Source organism: Rhodothermales bacterium (genome assembly GCA_034439735.1).
Lineage (GTDB): Bacteria > Bacteroidota > Rhodothermia > Rhodothermales > JAHQVL01 > JAWKNW01.
This window is the reverse complement of sequence record JAWXAX010000133.1, coordinates 1-18812: the sequence shown is the minus strand read 5'-3', so window position 1 is coordinate 18812 and position 18812 is coordinate 1. Positions and strand designations below refer to the sequence as shown.

Annotated in this window: 15 protein-coding genes; 11 read left to right on the top strand and 4 right to left on the bottom strand. The window is 62.7% G+C overall.

The genetic code is table 11. The features are described from left to right. A partial coding sequence (locus tag SH809_10765; protein ID MDZ4700177.1) for a hypothetical protein occupies nucleotides 1–775 on the top strand: 775 nt, incomplete at its 5' end. Nucleotides 776–790: 15 nt separating this feature from the next. On the opposite strand, the gene SH809_10760 is transcribed toward SH809_10765, so the two are convergent. Both SH809_10760 and SH809_10755 read right to left on the bottom strand, forming a co-directional pair. Then, nucleotides 791–2386: a peptide chain release factor 3 gene (locus SH809_10760; GenBank protein MDZ4700176.1), complete on the bottom strand. Its 1596-nt coding sequence runs from the start codon at nucleotides 2384–2386 to the stop codon at nucleotides 791–793. Between the two features lie 101 nt (nucleotides 2387–2487). Next, on the bottom strand, nucleotides 2488–3717 hold the full coding sequence (locus SH809_10755) for an ROK family transcriptional regulator (protein MDZ4700175.1): 1230 nt from the start codon (nucleotides 3715–3717) through the stop codon (nucleotides 2488–2490). Between the two features lie 284 nt (nucleotides 3718–4001). Between SH809_10755 and SH809_10750 the strand changes: the two genes are divergently transcribed. The 9 genes from SH809_10750 (at nucleotide 4002) to SH809_10710 (ending at nucleotide 16222) form a co-directional block, all read left to right on the top strand. Continuing rightward, nucleotides 4002–6962, top strand: a complete 2961-nt coding sequence (locus tag SH809_10750; protein MDZ4700174.1) for a TonB-dependent receptor — start codon at nucleotides 4002–4004, stop codon at nucleotides 6960–6962. A 48-nt stretch (nucleotides 6963–7010) separates the two neighbouring features. Continuing rightward, nucleotides 7011–9554 (top strand): T9SS type A sorting domain-containing protein, encoded by a 2544-nt coding sequence (locus tag SH809_10745; GenBank protein ID MDZ4700173.1) that lies wholly within the window; start codon nucleotides 7011–7013, stop codon nucleotides 9552–9554. Nucleotides 9555–9618: 64 nt separating this feature from the next. After that, a complete protein-coding gene (locus SH809_10740) occupies nucleotides 9619–11196 on the top strand; it encodes a Gfo/Idh/MocA family oxidoreductase (GenBank protein MDZ4700172.1) in 1578 nt (525 codons plus the stop codon). Further along, the gene (locus SH809_10735) at nucleotides 11184–13040 is read left to right on the top strand and encodes a CRTAC1 family protein (GenBank protein ID MDZ4700171.1); all 1857 of its coding nucleotides are present in this window, start codon (nucleotides 11184–11186) and stop codon (nucleotides 13038–13040) included. The genes SH809_10740 and SH809_10735 overlap by 13 nt, the downstream gene beginning before the upstream one ends. Before the next feature lie 79 nt (nucleotides 13041–13119). Further along, nucleotides 13120–13545, top strand: coding sequence for an OsmC family protein (locus SH809_10730; protein ID MDZ4700170.1), 426 nt, complete (start codon nucleotides 13120–13122; stop codon nucleotides 13543–13545). A 24-nt stretch (nucleotides 13546–13569) separates the two neighbouring features. Next, nucleotides 13570–14580: a CHAP domain-containing protein gene (locus SH809_10725; GenBank protein MDZ4700169.1), complete on the top strand. Its 1011-nt coding sequence runs from the start codon at nucleotides 13570–13572 to the stop codon at nucleotides 14578–14580. Nucleotides 14581–14695: 115 nt separating this feature from the next. Next, nucleotides 14696–15082 carry a hypothetical protein gene (locus tag SH809_10720; protein ID MDZ4700168.1) on the top strand — a complete coding sequence of 129 codons (387 nt, stop codon included), beginning with the start codon at nucleotides 14696–14698 and terminating at the stop codon, nucleotides 15080–15082. Nucleotides 15083–15104: 22 nt separating this feature from the next. After that, entirely contained in the window at nucleotides 15105–15620 is a 516-nt protein-coding gene (locus tag SH809_10715; GenBank protein ID MDZ4700167.1) for a hypothetical protein, read from the top strand. A 26-nt stretch (nucleotides 15621–15646) separates the two neighbouring features. Then, nucleotides 15647–16222, top strand: a complete 576-nt coding sequence (locus SH809_10710) for a hypothetical protein (GenBank protein ID MDZ4700166.1) — start codon at nucleotides 15647–15649, stop codon at nucleotides 16220–16222. Between the two features lie 6 nt (nucleotides 16223–16228). Here the strand turns inward: SH809_10710 and SH809_10705 are convergent, their stop codons facing one another. Continuing rightward, nucleotides 16229–17386: a DUF3095 family protein gene (locus SH809_10705; protein MDZ4700165.1), complete on the bottom strand. Its 1158-nt coding sequence runs from the start codon at nucleotides 17384–17386 to the stop codon at nucleotides 16229–16231. A 91-nt stretch (nucleotides 17387–17477) separates the two neighbouring features. On the opposite strand from SH809_10705, the gene SH809_10700 reads away from it, so the two are divergent. Beyond that, nucleotides 17478–18179: a hypothetical protein gene (locus SH809_10700; protein ID MDZ4700164.1), complete on the top strand. Its 702-nt coding sequence runs from the start codon at nucleotides 17478–17480 to the stop codon at nucleotides 18177–18179. 101 nt (nucleotides 18180–18280) lie between these two features. Here the strand turns inward: SH809_10700 and SH809_10695 are convergent. Beyond that, a partial coding sequence (locus SH809_10695) for a methylmalonyl Co-A mutase-associated GTPase MeaB (GenBank protein ID MDZ4700163.1) occupies nucleotides 18281–18812 on the bottom strand: 532 nt, incomplete at its 5' end.

Here is an 18812-nt window from a genome sequence, read left to right as displayed (position 1 = left end):
GGGCGGCCAGGCCGCACTCATCGAACCAGGTAGCGAACACACGGCCCTCTATAGGGGCGCTCCTACGACCATCAAGGTCATCGCCCAGCTGGGCGATGAGGATCGTAAGCCGATCAACATGCGCTCATATGGCCTCCGCGTTCCGAAGGGCGGTCGCAAACGCACGCCCGACGATCCGCCGCTCATCCTGGTCGTCGGGTCCGACATGGACGCCGGCAAATCGACCACCGCGCGCCGGGTCATTTATGCCCTCCGTGCTCTGGGGCACAAGGTGGTGGCCGGCAAGGCGTGTGGCGTCGGCTCCATCGGAGATATCAGTTCGATGTACGACGCCGGAGCGTCTGAAGTGGTGGATTTTGCCGACCTGGGCGAGCCGGTCACCATCGGTCTTGCCCCGGATCGGGTGATCGAGATCTTCCACCAGATCGTCGGTTACCTGTACAAAAAAGCCGGCCCGGACGGCTTCGTCGTCATCGAACTGGCCGATGGGATCTGGTATCCGGAAACAAGGTACCTCCTGGAAGATCCAGGCGTGCGCGCCCACGTAAGCCATCTCGTGTTTGCCTGCCACAGCATCCTTGATGCGGAACACGGACTCAAAATCCTCGAACAGTGGGGGTATGCCGATGTGCTTCGCGCCATCTCGGGAAAATTCGCCAGTAGCGGCGTCTTGCGCGCGATGAGTGAGGAACGCTTTGGCAGCCGCTGGCCGGTGTTCGACTCCCTGGATTACGACGCGTCCCCCGAGGTGGTCGCGGCATTGTTTACGGGCTAAACCCTATCCCACCGATCACGACGCCACGAGGCTCTCCCGCGAGTTGCGGAACGTGATCTGAGGCCATTTTTCGATCATCCGATTGAGGAGCCAGGGGTTGTCGGACAAGTAGACGAGTGAGCCGTCCGTGTCGCGCGCGAGGTTGTGCTCCTGCTCGCGCATGAACGTCGCCAACGCCACTTTATCTTCGCTTTCGATCCACCGGGCGCCCTGGTAGGACATGGCGTCCATCAGGACCTCCACGTTGTATTCGTGTTTCAGCCGGGTGGAAACGACATCGAACTGCAGGGGCCCGACGGCGCCGAGAATGTAGGATTGGCCATGGAGCGGGCGGAAGAGCTGGATGGCGCCCTCCTCGATCAGATGTAGCAGGCCTTTTTCGAGCTGCTTGGCGCGGAGGGCGTTGGTGATCCGCGCCCGCCGGAAATGCTCGGGTGCGAAGTTGGGGATGCCCGTGAACTGGAGCGGCTCTTTTTCGGTGAAGGTATCGCCGATCCGGATGGTGCCGTGGTTGGGGATGCCGATGATGTCGCCCGGGTAGGCCTCGTCGACCCCGTTGCGGTCCTGCGCCATGAAGATCGTCGCGTTCGCCACCCGGAGGTCCTGTCCGATACGGTGATGTTTGAGCCGGATGCCACGCTCGAATTTGCCAGAACAGACGCGCAGGAAGGCGAGGCGGTCCCGGTGGTTCGGGTCCATGTTCGCCTGGATTTTAAAGACCACGCCGGAGAAGGCCTCTTCATAAGGCGAGACCATTCGGGTAGTGGTGGGCCGGGGAAGCGGGGGTGGAGCGATGTCTACAAACGTATCGAGCAATTCATCCACTCCGAAGCCGCTGATGGCGCTGCCGAACAGAACCGGCGTCTGTAGGCCGGCCAGGTAGGCGTCCACATCAAACGTCCCGCCGGCGCCCTCGAGCAACTCCAGGTCCTCGCGAAGCTGGTCCGCCTGCGATCCAAGCGCCCTGTCGAGACGCGGGTCACTCAGATCATCCACCTTGAACCGGAGCGTGAGGCTGCTGGACGTATGGGGCGGATACAAGTTGACGACATGGGTATAGCGGTTGTAGGTACCTTTGAGCAGCCCCCCCCGGCCAATGGGCCAGGTGAGCAACACGGCTTCTATTTTTAAGCTCTGTTCGATTTCGGAGATCAGTTCCAGGGGGTCCCGCCCCTCGCGATCGAGCTTGTTGATGAACGTGAGGATGGCCGTATTGCGCAGCCGGCAGACCTCCATCAACTTCTTGGTCTGGGTCTCGACACCCTTCACGCTGTCGATGACCATCAGCGCGCTGTCGACCGCCGTGAGCACGCGGTAGGTGTCCTCGGAGAAGTCCTGGTGGCCCGGCGTATCGAGCAGGTTCAGCTCCAGGTCCTTGTACCCGAATTTCATGACGGAGGACGTTACCGAGATGCCACGTTCTTGCTCGATCGCCATCCAATCACTCGCCGCATGGCGCGCTGCCTTGCGTGCCTTGACCTCGCCGGCCTCGCGGATGGCCCCTCCCAGCAGCAGCAGCTGTTCGGTGAGGGTTGTTTTGCCGGCGTCCGGGTGGCTGATGATGGCGAAGGTGCGGCGGCGGTTTGTCTCGCGGGTGTGCTGGGTGCTCAAGGTCGAAGGATACGGTGGTTGACAACGGGATGACGCGTCCCATCAACGATGAAGCCGGGGTACAAGTTCGGGAGTGGGGAAGGGGGCCGGCGCGGGAGTCTTTACAGGCGCGGCGACGGCGCGGTGTCGCCGGCGGCGTGTTTCATCAGCACCTCCGGGATAGGTGCGAAGGAGCTGTACATCGGGAGCGTCGCTACGCCGAGGGCGGTGGCGTCCTGGCCGGCGGTGCCGCAATGCAGCGCGGGGTTCGTCATCATCCCTTCGATGCGAAGGAGCGGCAGCATCGTCTCGAGACGGGTCTTCATATAGTCCGTCAACGCCTCCGGATACCGGCCGCCGAGGAAGATCGCCTGCGGATCGAGCATGGCCTCGACGGTCAGGATAAACGGCGCGAGTTGCGCCAGGCCCTCCTCCAGCCAGGCCATAAACGCCGGCTCGCGGCGCTCGAACAGCGCTCCGAGCTCTTCCGGATGCGAGATCACGATGCCCAGCCGGGCCAGATGCTCCGACAGGCGGGGCAGGCTAAAAAAGACCCCCAGATGCGGCTTTATGATACCGGGGGAGGCCGTCGACCCCGTAGCCGTCGGGACGCCCCAGATTTCGCCAGCGTTGCCGAAGTGACCCTCGTAGGGCCGGCCGTTGACGATGAGGCCGCCCCCGAGGCCCACGCCAAAAAACAGATAGAAGAAGTTCTCGAGGTGTTGCCCGCGCCCGTACCACCGCTCGCCCACCGCTGCCGCCGAGGCGTTGTTTTCGATAAAGATGGGCAGTTTGAGGCGTTTGCCGAGGATGTCGGCGATGGGGACGTTGGTCCATCCCGGAAACTCGCTCGCGTTCACCACCCGGATACCCTCGAGCCCCGAGGCCACACCCAGCGGACCTGGCAATCCGAGCCCGACTCCCCAGAGGCGGGAGGGCTCGATGTCCTGCCGGCGGATCAACGTCTGGACGGCCTCGTCCATCATGGTCAATGCCTCCTCAGGCATCGGGAAGTGCACCGGCTGGCTCACCCGCTGACACACCTTCCCGAGGAAGTCCACCAGCACGCCCGTAAAGTGCTCCCGGTCGAAATCCAACCCGATCGAATACGCCCCCTTCGGATTCAGCGTGAGCAGCGTCGTCGGTGCGCCGCGCCCTTCCTGCAGCCGGTCCGCCTCCAGGATGAGCCCGCTCTCGATCAGGTTGCGCGTGATGTTGGATACCGTCTGCAACTTCAGGCCGGTGCGGAGCGCGATTTCCTTCCGGGGTAGTGGGCCGAAGAGCCGGACGATTTCAAGAACGATCCGCAGGTTGTGAGCCCTCGCATATTTGAGGTTCGTACCGGTGAGCATGAGCGAACTATACGTGGGTTAGAATAGCATGAACACATGCAAGGAAGATAGGGGGATCGATCGCGTTGACCGATTCCAGTGCCGTTGGGACCAAATTATCCTCAGATAACCGCTTTGTCTGTTGACAAGCAAGTCCCGGTTTTGTAAATATTCCATCAAATGGATTATGTGCAGCCCACACACCAGAAAACCATCTTCTGGCAGCCGGCAATGGCACTGCGCGTCCTCAGGATCGTGATGCGCCAGCCCCTGTTACGATTTATATACATCGTACCCATCCTCCCATGCGACCCATCCAGTTCCTGCTCATAGGGCTCCTTTTGGGGGCCACGAATGGTAAACTCGACCTGGCGAACGAAGCGCTTCCACTGGCGGGGCGAATCACCGGGAAAGTGATCGACCGGGATGCGCGTTCGTCGCTGCCGGGGGCCAACGTGCTGCTTGAAGGCACCAGTACCGGCGCAGCGACCGACGACGACGGGGTATTTATCATGCCGAACGTGCCGGCCGGCACGTACACGATCGTGGTGTCGTACATCGGGTACGAGCGACAGATGCGGGAGGTGACCGTGATCGACGGGCAGACGATCGAAGTTGATTTTGAGCTTGTATGGGCCGGCATCGAAGGGGAGGAGATACTCATCACGGCGCAGGCGGCCGGCCAGACGGCCGCCATCAACCAGCAGCTGAGTTCGAACACGATCACCAACATCGTCTCGGCCGCGCGCATCCAGGAACTGCCGGACGTCAACGCGGCGGAGTCCATCGGCCGGCTGCCCGGCGTGGCTATCCAGCGCTCCGGCGGCGAGGCCAACAAGATATCCATCCGGGGCCTCTCGGCGAAGTACAACACGGTGACGGTGAATGGCGTGCGTGTGCCCTCCACGAGCGGAGATGATCGCAGCGTGGACCTCTCGCTCATCTCGTCGAACATGCTCGACGGCATCGAGGTCATGAAGGCGATCACGCCGGACAAAGACGCCGACGCCATCGGTGGGGCGGTGGACCTCAAGCTGCGCGAGGCGCCGGATCAGTTTATGGTGGATATTCTGGCGCAGGGCGGCTATACCCAGTTACAGGACTACTACGGCAACTACAAGATCAATGGCAGCGTCGGGCAACGCTTTTTCGGCAAACGCCTGGGCATTATCGCAAGCGTCAACGTCGATGAGTTCGACCGCAGCGCCGACAAGTTCTCCGGCAACTACCGCCAGTCCTCCGATACCCAAACGGGCGCGCCCATCATCCTGATTTCGGACATAGGCGTTCGGGAGGAGTCGGTAAAACGCGGCCGCACGGGCGCCAGCGGCGTCGTCGACTACCGGATTCCGAAGGGCAAGATCACGGCGAATGGGTTTTACAACCGGCTGAGTTTTGACGGGTTATTCCGCGTCAACCAGATGAATGTCGACGGCAACCGGCATTATTACGACACCGAGTTGCGCAGCGGGACCACGTCTATCTTTACCGGTGCCGTCGGCATCGAGCAGGAGCTGCGTTTCTTCCGGTACGACGTCGGCGTCTCCCGCATCGCGTCCCGCTCCGACAACCCGGAAGACTTCGTATGGCGTTTCTCCCAGGAGGGGAATGCCTTCCGCGGCCTACCTGATCAAAACACCATCCCCACCGAAATCCCGTCGCTGCTGAACGTGGATTCGCTCAGCACCGGTTTGCAGGACGTCTTTGTCTATGGGACCAGGCTTGAGGAAGACGAATTGGCGACGCAGGCGAACGTACAGGTGCCGTTTTTCCTGAACGACAGACTCAGCGGGTATCTGAAGGTTGGTGGGAAATTTCGCTGGCTGGATCGATTCAACGACCAGACGCAGGGCGGACGAAACGGCCTGTATTATGGCAGCGGCGCCGGCAACCTCAACGAGCCGCTCGAGTGTATCGCCGGCGCGATCCCCGCCTGGGACCTCGATACCGTCGTCGGCAACCTGGGCGTTCTGCCCATCGGATTGGTGGATGGCTCCTATTCACGGGATGATTTCCTGGAGGGCGACTATCCGCTCGGGTTCACCGCGGAGTCCGACATGCTCCTTCAACTCACCGAAGCCATGCGCGGCTGCGGCGATGAGGTCTTCCGCGACTACGCCATCGGCTCGCTCGGGCGCGATTACAAGGGCACCGAGCGATACCAGGCCGGCTACGCGATGGCCGCGTTTAACATCGGCCGGAAGCTCACCCTCACGCCGGGTGTCCGATGGGAGGGCGACTTCTCCCGCTACACCGGCCAGCGTTACCGCGAAACCTCGCCGAACAACGTCCAGGGCCCGCCGGCGGAGCTCGAATCCATCACCACCGAACGCGATAACGCGTTCTGGCTCCCGATGGTGCATCTCCGCTACCAGCCTACGGCATGGCTGACCCTGCGCCTGGCCCGCACGGAAACCCTCACCCGGCCGGATTATATCCAGTACGCGCCGATCACCACCATCAACAGCTTTCTCTCGTACGTCAGCGCGGCGAACGCTTTGCTCAAGCCGGCGACCTCCGTCAACTACGACGCATCCGTATCGGTCTATACCAACAAAGTGGGACTATTCACCGTCTCTGCCTTCCATAAGACGATAGACGATCTCATCCTGTTTGTTGATTACAACCTGCACCCGGATGTGGGCGTTCTGCCCGGCATGAATGTCCCCGACGCCTGGATCAACGCACGTCCTCGCGCCAACACCTACATCAACAACCCCTTCGAGGCCACCTATAACGGATTTGAACTGGACTGGCAGACCAACCTCTGGTACCTGCCCTCCGTGCTGAAAGGGATTGTCCTCAGCGCCAACTATACCTACTTACAGTCTGAAACCACCTACCAGGCCTACTACATCGTCGACAGCGACTCGCTCGTGCGCGTCCGGCCGCCGGTGTACCTGAAGGAGCTGCGCACGGACTCCACACGGACGGCCCGCATGCCGGACCAGCCGACGCACATCGCGAACGTTACGCTCGGCTATGATCTAAGGGGTTTCTCCGCCCGGTTCTCGGTGCTGTACCAGACCGACACGAGCACGTTCATCAACTCGACCAACCCTTTGTTCGACTCCTTCGCCGGCGACTATCTGCGATACGACCTGTCCGTCCGCCAGAAACTGCTGAAGGGGCTCGAACTCTTTGCCAACTTCAACAACCTGTCGGGCCGGCCGGATCGCAATTTCCGGGGGGCCGAGGACGCGAATCCGTCCTACATCGAGTATTACGGGTTCACCATGGACGTCGGGGCCCGGTTCAGGTATTGAAGCCCGACTATTACTCCAAACGCTACGCATCACCAAACGGACAATACTATGAAATCAAGGTACCATCTGGTGCTCCTACTCACCCTTCTCGTTGGCCTCGGTAGCGCTTCGACCGCGCTTGCCCAGGACGGCGTGCTGGTGGTGGAATGGGCCGATCAAGACGGCAACGTCATCAACAATGCGCTGCGCGACGCTATCGCGAACGACACCGAACGCCCCGAAAATCGCGTCTACAAACTCAAACGCGGCGGCTTCTACTGGAACGAGGACCGTATCCAGTTTGAAGGCTACCACCTGCGCATCGTCGGCGAGACGGCCGATGAAGCCAATCCTGCCGAAGCGTTCCTCTGCGGCGTCGGAGGCGACGAAGACTGCGGGCCGGCCATCATCCAGCGTACCCGCCGCGCCGATCAGTCCATCGACGGCGTCATGATCCAGAACACCGGAACCGGGAGTCATCTCACGGTCCAGAACGTCTGGCTCCTGGGCCAGGACAGCGACGGCGTCCGGAGCTCCTACGAGCAGATCCAGCTTGACGCGGCGGACTCCCACTTCACGTTCGACAACGTGGTGTTCGACCGCAACGACTGGCACTTCCTCGGCCCCAACGCCGAGAACGTGGACATGACCGTCACCAACTCCACCTTCCGTAACCTCTTCGGCCCGTCCCAGCAGTGGGAAGGTCTGGGCGTTCGGTTCGAAGCCGGCGCGGACTCCGTCATCTTCGACAACAATACTTTCCTGAACATCGGCTTTACGCCCTTCCAGTCCGAAGCGGCCCCGATGAACTACTTCCGCGCCAACCACAACACGTTCGTCAACATCGGCCGCAGCTTCCAGGCCGGCGCGCTCTGGAAAGAAGCGTATATCACGAACAACGTGTTCGTCAACTACTTCTGGCACGGCGAACAGCCCTCGGAGTACGAGGACCCGGATCGCGAAGACCCGTTCACCGGCTTCTTCGGGATCGCCGCTATGCCGGCGCGGTTCGGCACAGACCTGGACCGCCGCATCGTCGTGGCCAACAACAGCTTCTGGCGGGATTCCCAGTTCGCCAGCCTGATGCCTTCGGATATCCGCTCGCAGCCCGTCGTCAACGATACGACCGCCGGCTGGTTCGAGACGTTCGATGGCATGGTCATGCAGGACAACCTGCTGGACCTCTCCCCGGATCTGGTCACCTACCCGGCGGATCTCATCCCGTCGATGGTGTCCAACATTACGGAGCTTCGCGCCGGCAACTCGGCCTCCCCGCGGTACGACTACGACCCGGGCCGAGATGAGACGTGTTTCCAGTGCAATATCTGGCCGCGTCCGGAGGACTTCTCGTATACGACGGCCGATCTGCTTACGGCCGGCACGGACGATCTGCCGCTGGGCGACCTGAACTGGTTCACGGATGCAAAGGCGACCTATGAGACCAACCGGGCCACCTACGTCCAGGCCATCGAAGACCTCGCCGGCGGACGTATCGAGCTCATCGTTGTCGGCACGGGCGAGGCGGACCAGGGCACGCTGGGCGAAGGCGCCACCGTCGCCGCCGCGGAAGGGTTCACCTATTACGAGATGGACTCTTCGGGCTTCATCGAATGGTCGTTCGACCTCGCCACCGAAGGCACGTACGACCTGTCGGTCGGCACGCACCTCCGCGGCAACGGTCAACGTGGCCAACGGATCTTCGTGAACGGCACCAACCTGCGGAATAACGCCGGCTTCGGCGAATATTACTGGGATGTCGCCACCGGCGTGCCGTCTGACGACTGGTTCGACACCCGGATCGACGTCGCCGGCCTTATCGAAGGCGCCGCCGGCCTCACCATGCCGGCAGGGGCCAACACGATCCGCATCGAGCCCTCGTGGGGCTTCCAGCGCTTCAGCGACGTGAGTATCATCGACCCGACCTCGGGCGACACGCTCCTCGTCCTGAGCGCCCCCGACGCGGTCGCCGAGGGTGTCCGCCCGGTCTGCGATGCCGCCGACTTCTGCCCGACCGGCTTTAAATCGGTCGCCATGGGCGCCGGCGCCACGGTGGCGCTGAACTTCGACTTCCCCGGGGATGGAAAGTACGTCGCCCGCATCTTCTTCAATGCCCCCGCGGGCGGTAGCGCGGATCTCCAGCTCGATGGCAACCCGCTGTTCGAAGGCCTGACGTTCACGGCCGAAGGCACGGATATTATCACGCCGCAGTTCGACGGCACCGCCGGCGTGGGCACGCTCACGCTCGTGACGGAAATGGGTGGGTTCAACGTGGACTTCATCCAGCTCATCTCCGTCGCCGGCGTCGGCACGTCGACGGAGCGGGATGAATTGCCTGATGGCTTTGCCCTTGAGCAAAACTACCCGAATCCGTTTAACCCGTCGACCACGATCTCCTACACCCTCGGCGCGTCGGGGAACGTCCAGCTCGTGGTGTACGATGTCCTCGGCCGCCAGGTCCAGACGCTCGCCAACACCAACCTGCCGGCCGGCTCCTACCAGGTCATCTGGGACGGGCGCAGCGCCACCGGGCAGCAGGTGACGAGCGGCGTCTACTTCTATCAGATGGAAACAGAGGTCGGCACGACCACGCGCCGGATGGTGTTCCTGAAATAAGGGAGATCAAACCGAAAAATAGCTTATCACGACATCGAGGGGCCCCACGAGGGGCCCTTTGGTGTTGAAATCCATCTCGAATCACCTATTTTACGAGCGCGAAGCGCTTACGCGCTCATACAACGGCGCCACGCGGCGGCCGCGGTTTTCATCCACGCTCCAGGCAGTCACTATGAAGGAAGGCACTCCATCCCCCTCGAACTCCTCCCGTAGGGCATTTATCAAAACCGGCGTGATCGCCGCATCCACCTTTTACATCGTTCCGAGGCACGTTCTCGGTGGGGTAGGCTACACGGCGCCGAGTGATCAGCTCAACCTGGCGGCCATCGGCGCCGGCGGCAAGGGAGCAAGCGACATCCGCAACGCTTCCGTCAACGGCCGCGAACGCGTGGCCGCGCTGTGCGACGTCGACTTCTCCGGCTCCGCCGCGAAGTCCGTCGAGGCGTTCCCGAAAGCGAAGTTGTACAAGGATTTCCGCGTCATGCTCGATACCGAGAAGGACATCGATGCGGTGACGATTTCCACGCCAGACCACGTGCACGGGCTGGCGGCCGCCTTCGCCATGGCGCGCGGTAAACACGTCTACGTCCAGAAACCGATGACGCACAACATCCGGGAAGCCCGGATGCTGACGCAGATGGCGCGGACGCAGAAAGTCGTCACCCAGATGGGCAACCAGGGCGCCTCTAACCCGCTGCTGGGCATGGTCAAGCGCTGGGTCGATTCCGGCGTGTTGGGTAAGATCGCCGATGTCCAGATCTGGACCAACCGCCCGGTGTGGCCCCAGGGCTTTGCCATGCCGGCGCCCGACGAAAGCAAAAAGCCGACGGACCTCGACTGGGACCTCTGGCTCGGGCCGGCCGAATACATGCCGTACACGCCCAACCTGCACCCATTTAGCTGGCGCGGCTGGTGGGATTATGGCACCGGCGCCCTCGGAGATGTCGGGTGCCACCTCATCGATATCCCGTTCCGGACGCTCGGGCTCCACTATCCGACCGACGCCGAGTGCAGCGTCGGCGCCGTCTATACCGAGATGTGGGAGCCGATCTACCAGCCCGAAGGCTGCCCGGCCTCATCCTTCATTACGCTTCATTTTGGCGCCACGGAGAAGAGTAAAGCCCCCATCACCATGACGTGGAGCGACGGCGGCATCCGCCCGTCCCGGCCGGACATCATCCCTCCCGATCACACCATGGGCGGCACAAACAGCGCCAACGGCGTGCTCATCATCGGGGAAAATGGCCTCATCTCGACGAACATCAACGATAGCTCGCCGATGATGCCCAAGCTGTATCTGAACGACGGCACGACGGAATTCGGCCCCGAGGGCGTGGACGAAAGCGAGCCGGAATACGGCCATCAGCGGAAGTGGGTCGATGCCTGCAAAGCTGGCTTCGACAGCGCCGAGCATAAGGGTCTGACGTCGTCCTTCGACTACGCCGGCCCGATGACGGAAACCGTCCTCATGGGCAATCTCGCCATCCGTAGCTACTTCCTCCGCCATGAAAACAGCGAAGGGAAGTACGAGTTTTTTGCCCGCAAAAAGCTCCTCTGGGACGGCGAAAACATGCGCATCACGAACAGCGAAGAAGCCAACCAGTTCGTGGGCAGAACCTATCGAACCGGATGGGAGATGTGATCGCGGCGCGCTGGCTCATCGTCCTCGCCCTCGTTTCGGGGGCGCCGGCGATGGGCCAGCCGTTTGAACGGCGCACGGAGGCCGCCGGCCTCGCCGGCGTCGCCGCGACCAATGGCGTCGCTCTGGCCGACTATGACCGCGATGGCGACCTCGACATCTACTTCGTCGCCCACGCCTCCTATGACCCCATCGAAGCCGCCACCTGGAACCGGCTCTTCGCCAACCGGGGCGATGGGACGTTCGTGCGCGTCTCGGGCAACGACGTGCTCGCCGGCCGCGACTCCAGCACGGCCGAAAGCCCCATGGGCTACAAAATGGGCGCCTCGTGGGGGGATTTCAACAACGACGGTTGGCCGGACCTCTACCTCACCCATCTCGGCCCCAACCAGCTGCTCCGTAACACCGGCGGCGCCTTCGAGGACGTGACCGCAGCTGCCGGCGTCGCCGGCGGCCTTACACAGCTCAGCAGCAGCAGCCTCTGGTGGGATTTCGACCTGGACGGCGACCTCGATCTGTATGTCGCTACCTACGAGGACTATCCGGCCGGTACCCGCGATCGCCGGAACCTCCTCTATGAGAACCTCGGCGATGGGCGTTTTGCCGAGATCGGCGCCGCCAGCGGTCTCGATGATGCCGGCGCCACGTGGACGAGCGTCGCGCTCGATGTCAACAACGACGGGCGGCAGGACCTGTATCTCGCGAACGACTTCGGCCCGAACACGCTCTTCGTCAACAACGGCGACAAGACGTTCTCCGAACAAACGACCGCGTACGGCCTCGAGGATGCGTTTCACGGCATGGGCCTCGCCATCGGCGACCCCGATCGGAACGGTTTTTTTGACATCTACCTGACCAACATCACCGAGTCCGGCTTCGACGCCGAAATCAACCCGCTGTTTATGAATCAAGGAACGGGGGGATTTACACGGGCCGAGGAGGCGGCCGGAGTGTCCCTCGCCGGCTGGGGATGGGGCACGGCATTTTTTGATCTGGAGAACGATGGCGATGAAGACCTCTTCGTCGCCACCGGTTACTTCGAGCCCGACTACGAGAACGTGCTCTTTCGGAACGAAAGGGAGACCGGCACAACGGTGTTCGAAGTCGTTTCCGCTTCCTACGCCCTCGATGACACCCGCACCGCCCGCGGCCTCGCGGTGTTCGACGCCGATGACGACGGCGATCAGGACCTGCTCATCTCTAACTTTTTCGACACCCCGTCGCTGTTTATCAACCCGATCGATGCCGGCAGTTGGCTGGCCATCCACCTCGAAGGTGTGGCCTCGAACCGCGACGGCCTCGGGGCGGTGGTGACGGTGCGTGCCGGCGGGGAAACCTACCGCCGCTACCACCACGGCGCCCAGTTTCTGGGGCAGAACCTGCAGCATGTGCATGTCGGGCTCGCGGCGGCGGAGGAGGTAGATAGCCTGTGGGTTCTGTGGCCCGGCGGGGCGGTGGACGCCATCGGACCGTTGCCGGCCCGGCAGACGATCCGCATCCGTGAGGGAAGTGGCGTCGTGGAGGGCGTGGTGACGGGCCGCGAGGCCGTGGCCGAGCCGGCGCTATTCCGCCTCCTGGGTGGCGCCCCGAATCCGTTTAGCGCATCCGTGCGAATCGAGACTGAATGGGATCGGCCAGGCCGTGTGCGGTTGCACATCTTCGATGCCCTGGGGCGAGAAGTGCACCGGCAGTATGTCGCCGTGCCGGGCGCGGGCGTACACGCCGTGGTCTGGACGCCGGCCGCGTCCGCCGCGTCCGGAGTGTACACGTACATCCTGGAGCCGGCCGATTCCGTCGGTGACCGGGCGCGCGGGCGCGCCGTCGGCCGCGTCGTCTATGTGAAATGACGTCGCGACATCGTTGCTTTGTACGGGTAGAGGTAGTACTATCTCACACCCCATCTCCCCATCACCCAACGAGGTACCCATGAAACGAAATGGATCGGCCGTATGGAAAGGCGGCTTGAAGGACGGCAAAGGCACGGTTTCTACTGCCAGCGGCGTGTTGAAGGACACCCAGTACTCATTCAGCACTCGCTTTGAGGACGGGATTGGCACGAACCCTGAGGAGCTCATCGCCGCGGCCCATGCCGGCTGTTTTTCGATGGCGTTTTCCGGCCAGTTGGGCGCCGCCGGCTTGACGGCGGAGCACATCGCGACGACCGCCGCCGTAAACCTCGAAAAAACGGACGCCGGCTTCACCGTCACCGCCGTGCATCTCACGATGCGCGCGAAAGTGCCGGGGGCCAGCCAGGAAGCGTTTGACACGGCGGCCAACAACGCCAAGGCCGGCTGCCCGATCTCGCGCCTGTTGAACGCGGCCATCACCCTGGACGCCACGCTCGAGGGCTGAGCGCGACGCCCGAACGCGGCACCCATGGGCAGCAAGCATACGAGCCTCATCGCGCTGATTGTCGCGGTGTTTTTCGCCGGCGTGTACCTCCGGGGGGAACGCGCGCGGAAACAGGAGATCCAGCTCGAGCTGGATGCCCTGCGGACTCGGCAGACGGAGATCAATTCTGTTCTTGACGACATCCGGCGCGTGACGGCCCGCAAGGACAGCCTGTTTCGCGCCCGGATCGATAGCGCCCGGGTGGACATCGAATTCCTGAAACGGGACGAGAAGCTCGCCCGGGTGCGGATCGATTCGCTCGGCCGCGAAATTGCGTTGCTTCAGGAGGATATCGTCCGCAACATCGCCGCCATCCGCGAAGCCGGCGCCTTCCAGATCGCAGAGGTGAGTATCCATTCGGTGTCCATCGACCCGGACATTACGCCCGAGGATTCCCTGCTGTTTAATCCTCACGAGATCCATGTGGGTGACTCGTTGATGGCCGTGCCGGAAACGCGGCCCGTGGCCTCGCTCGTCCACCTGGATACGGCGCGGACCTATCTCGGCGTGGTCGAGCGGCCGAAGGATTCGAATCGGGGTCAAGAAGTGGAGATGTTTCTCGCCGCCGTCAACCTCAAACCCACGAAGGACCGGTTCGGAGACTGGCGTAGTTACCCGTATTGCGCGGCGTTTGTGTCGTACGCGCTCAGACAGGCCGGCGCCATTGAGGAGCCGAAGGTGCGCTCGGCGAGGGCGCTCGACTTTGTGACGCACAAAAGCATCGAGGCCCGGATCGTCCAGCGTGGGACTGTTAAAATCGATCCCGGGACGATTGTCGTCTGGAAGGCCAAACGCGACCCATCGGACCCGACGGGGCACGTCGGGTTTGTCGTCGATTGGGAGGGTCAGGCCGGCACCACCATCGAAGGTAATACCGGTCCCGGCGACGCCGGGGACCAGCGCGACGGCGGGGGCGTCTACCTCCGCAAGCGCCTCTTGAGCCCGGGTAGCGCCTTCCGAATTACCCATTTTACGCCGGTGATCTATGCGCCGTGATAGGCCCATTTTCCCCGCATGGATATGTGGGGATAGGGGGTATGTCGCTACGCGACAATAAGGGGAAACCTGCCAACCTGCAACCTGCCAACCTGCAACCTGCCAACCTGCAACCATGCACCTCATCCTTACCTTCATCGGAGCGAACGCCGGCTATGTGAGCATTGGGGCGCTGATGCTGTCGGTTTTTTGTGCGGGCTCGTTCCTGCAGGGCGAGCGGGTGCGGAAGGAGGAAATTCGGGAGCAGATGCGCGATATCGAGGCGCTGACGGAGGAGACGATGGCGCGTGTCGCCACGATCACCGCGACGCTCGAAGCCGAAGACCGGCGGCTGGTGGCCGAGATTGAGTCCACCTACGAGGAACTGGCCGTACTCAATGCCGAGGAGGCCGCTGCGCGCCGCGCCCTGGCAGAGCGCCAGCGGGCCATCGAACGCCCCCGCCCGGCGATCGCGGCGCCCTTGGGGCCGGCCTTCCAGGGCTTCACCATCCGATCGAACTGAGGACGCCATAACCGAGGACGCCATGGAGCCCGTGCCTGATCATCCGCCAGACATTCAGCCAACAAATCCACCCGATCACGCCGCGACGTCCGAAGACGCGGCCACCCCGGCTCCGTTGGCCGGCCGGAATGTGCTGAACAGCCACATCATCAGCCTGATCACTCTCGTGATCGGCGTCTTCTTCTCCGGCGCCTACATCCGCGGCGAGAGCGCCCGGAAGCAGGAAATCAACCGAGAGATCGACACCATCCGGCAGCGACAGACCGAGATCGTCGCCGCCGTGGCCGAAATCAACCGCATCGCCGCCGAAAAGGATAGTATCCTGCTGGGCCGTATCGCCCACGCGCGGACGTTTATCGAGCATCTCGACCGGAAAGAGGCGTATTCCGAGCAAGAAATTCAGGCCTTTGGGCAGGAAATCCGCCAGCTCCAGGGCGGCATCGATAGCGTGATGGCTGCTGTCACCTCCGCCGGCTCTTTCGCCGTCCCGCCTCCCGCCCCGGTCATTGCCCCGGTCGTGGAGTCGCCCGGTCAGTAACGCCATCATCCAACCGTCATCCATCCATGAACAGCACCTCTTCTCCTCACTCGTCCCGTGTCGGCTGGCTCGTCGCGGTCTTGTTCCTGGCGTGTCTCGCGCCGGCTCGGGCCCAGTTTGTCGAGCGGATGGAGCGGTTCACCCCGCCAGATGGCGCGCCGCTCGAGGTGCATTACCTGGCCGTGCCGGACAGCGCGAGCCTGGGCGATCTTCAGCGCCGGCTGCCGCCCGCCAACTACCCGCTCGTCGTGGTTAAACAGGCCGTCTTCGCAAGCGGGATTGCCATCGTGCGGGACCTGGAGGAGCAAAAAAGCCTCTACGCGCTGCGCGACCTCGAATGGCAGCGCGTCGATTCCATCCAGGTGGTGAAGCTGGCCAAACTCGAGGAGATCATTGGCCTGCAGGAGATGCGCGTCGATGCCCACGCGAGTGCTAATGCGCAACTCATCGAGCAGATCGATTATCTGAACGAGCAGCTCGACCGATCTGTCGAGCTCACCGAGAAGAGCCTGCGCGGTCGGCAGGTCCGAAACCTCTACATCGGCATCCTCGGCGGGGCCGTCGGCTTCTCGCTCGCCTCGCTTATTGCGCTGGTTAATTAGCATCGCTTACGTAGCGTTGCGGCGGAGCTTACGTTTCAGTTCGGTCGCCGCCATTGTGTAGCCGCCATCGGATCCGTCGACGAAGTGAATATGCCGGTCCGTCCGGTCGGTGACGTAACAGGACATAACGGACTCGCGGCACACGAACATACCGTAGGCGATCTCCCCATTACGCTCCAGGACGGAGAGACCGTCCGCCAGCTGCGCGCGCTGCCGCGCCGTGCCGGCGATGACCGTGTTGATGCGTCCGTCGATCACCAGCGTATCCGTCTGCTCTACCAGCTGCTTCTTGTACCGGTTTCCAGCCCTTAGGGCAAAGTAGAACATCCCTCCAGCGCGGGTGATCAACCAGGATTTGATGAGATAGGGCAGGCTGAACCGTCCGAGGCGAGCGCGCATCTCAATCCCGATTTTTTGGAGCGTCCCACGGAGTTGCAGCCGGTCGATCGTTACCGGGTTGCGGGCGGCGGGTGGACCGTACGTCGTGTCGATCAGGTCAATGACCCGCCGAAAAATCGGCGCCTGTGACCGCCCGGCGCCGGCGGTGACAAGCAGGCAAACTACCTCCAACCCCGCGTGAGGTGGCTTGATGCGATCCCATCGGCACTCCATCCCGCTCAGATCCAGCAGATCGTCCGGCGTTACGGCCGGCCTTACACCTTCCTCGCCTTTGACGCGACGCTCCGCCTCCGATAGCCCGCTACCGAGTAAGATGGTGATCGCGTGGTAGTCGGTTACGTGCAGCCTGCTGATGCGCAGCTCGTGGCCGGCGTCCCGCAGGGCGCTCACCGAAACTGCCCCGACGCGCAGGTCCATCCCGAAGTTCATCAGGGTAAGCTCGCGGTGTTGATTCAGGGCGCCGATAAGGGGCGCCAGGAGAGGCGGCGGCACGATCATGGTCGCACCGTCTCCCCCGAAAAAAAACGGCACGGCCAGATTGGCGCGTCGAGCCAGATTCAGCGTGGCGATGATGCTGCCGGTTGCGATCAGGTTCACCTCCTCGTGTCGCCCTTCCCGGTGGGCCAGGGTGGAATTTTTAATGTCCGTCACCACCACATGCCAGCTTTCGGGGACGTCCACAAAGAGCTCCTCGCGGCCCAGCAGCACGCTAAGGGGGAGATGATGGACCGGCATCTCGGAGAAAAAAAGTGCGTTGTCGATCATGGATCATTCATCTGCCGGCCCTACCGCGGCTTGCCTGTGGGGGGCGCCGCGGTTATCTTTGAGCAAGATACTATCCAACCAAGGGACTTCCATGCACCGCACTCGCTTCGCTTTCCTACCGCTTGCTCTCGCCTTATTCGTTTTCTCCGCCGGCTCCGCGCTGGCCCAACATGATGCCTCCCACGCCGTCACCGACGGCGGCATCTCCGTTCCGGGATGGACCGGCGCGGTAGACGCCGGCGAGGCCGCAAAGGGTCAGGTGCTCGCCAACGCCAGCCTCTCCGCCCATGGCGACATGCTCCACGCAAAGACCGGCCCGTCCGTGTCCTACTGGCATCCCGAAAACACGGCTACCGGCGATTACACGATATCTGCCACGTTTGAGGAGCCGGGGTATATGGCGATGGGAGACCACCCGCATCCTTACGGCCTCTTCATTGGCGGCGCGAACCTGGGCACCGATACGCAGAGCTACCTCTACTGCGCGGCCTACGGCAACGGCACGTTTATCGTCCGCGGATTCGGACCTGAGCCATTCCAGATGAACGGCCGGCGCCCCGAAGCCAACCCCGCCGTGAACAAGGCGGCTGACAAAGGCACGGCCGTCAAACAGGAAGTCGCGCTCTCCGTCAAGGGGGATAAAGTGGAATGCGCGATCAATGGAACGGTTGTGGGCAGTTATGCGAAGTCGGACGTGATCGGGGCGGGTAAAATCGCCTCGACCGACGGCATCTACGGCCTTCGCTTCGGGCACAACACGGAGGCGACAGTGGCGGGGCTGGCGAAGAAGTAGGGGGTTACAAGTTGGCAGGTTACAAGTTGGCAGGTTACAAGTTGGCAGGTTACAAGTTGGCAGGTTACAGGTTGCAGGTTCATTTCCTGCCAACCTGCAACCTATTGTCCCAACGCCTCCAGCGCGGCCGAAGCGGGTGAGCGTCGGCCGGCTCGGACATCGGCTTCGAGCGCGACCAGGCGGACGCGGAACTGTTCGTTTTCGCGCCAACGGCGCTGCACGCTGTCTGCGATCCGCTCGTGTAGCCACGTCACGGCCTGTCGTACCCGCTCGGTGGCCAGGTGGCCCCCGGCGCGTTGCTGCGCAAGGAATGTCTCGATCGTGGCCTCGATAACATCCAGCCCTTCGCCGGATACCGACGACGCGGCGACGGCCGCCGGCTGCCAGTCCGACCGGGACGATTGGAACAGGTGGAGCGCTTGCTGCACTTCCCGTGCATGCGCGCGCGCCGGTGCGGCGTTTTCGCCATCGGCTTTGTGGACCACGAGTACGTCGGCGATTTCCAAAATCCCCCGTTTCATGCCTTGAAGGGTGTCACCGGCGCCGGTGAGCACTAGCACGAGCACCACGTCCACCAGATCCACGACGCTTGTTTCGGATTGCCCCACCCCCACGGTCTCTACGAACAAGGTG

Excerpts from the sequence above, each read along its gene's own strand:
- SH809_10755 (MDZ4700175.1), bottom strand. The coding sequence starts at position 3,717 with ATGCTCACCGGTACGAACCTCAAATATGCGAGGGCTCACAACCTGCGG.
- SH809_10750 (MDZ4700174.1), top strand. The coding sequence starts at position 4,002 with ATGCGACCCATCCAGTTCCTGCTCATAGGGCTCCTTTTGGGGGCCACG.
- SH809_10745 (MDZ4700173.1), top strand. The coding sequence starts at position 7,011 with ATGAAATCAAGGTACCATCTGGTGCTCCTACTCACCCTTCTCGTTGGC.
- SH809_10735 (MDZ4700171.1), top strand. The coding sequence starts at position 11,184 with ATGGGAGATGTGATCGCGGCGCGCTGGCTCATCGTCCTCGCCCTCGTT.
- SH809_10730 (MDZ4700170.1), top strand. The coding sequence starts at position 13,120 with ATGAAACGAAATGGATCGGCCGTATGGAAAGGCGGCTTGAAGGACGGC.
- SH809_10725 (MDZ4700169.1), top strand. The coding sequence starts at position 13,570 with ATGGGCAGCAAGCATACGAGCCTCATCGCGCTGATTGTCGCGGTGTTT.
- SH809_10720 (MDZ4700168.1), top strand. The coding sequence starts at position 14,696 with ATGCACCTCATCCTTACCTTCATCGGAGCGAACGCCGGCTATGTGAGC.
- SH809_10715 (MDZ4700167.1), top strand. The coding sequence starts at position 15,105 with ATGGAGCCCGTGCCTGATCATCCGCCAGACATTCAGCCAACAAATCCA.
- SH809_10710 (MDZ4700166.1), top strand. The coding sequence starts at position 15,647 with ATGAACAGCACCTCTTCTCCTCACTCGTCCCGTGTCGGCTGGCTCGTC.
- SH809_10705 (MDZ4700165.1), bottom strand. The coding sequence starts at position 17,386 with ATGATCGACAACGCACTTTTTTTCTCCGAGATGCCGGTCCATCATCTC.
- SH809_10700 (MDZ4700164.1), top strand. The coding sequence starts at position 17,478 with ATGCACCGCACTCGCTTCGCTTTCCTACCGCTTGCTCTCGCCTTATTC.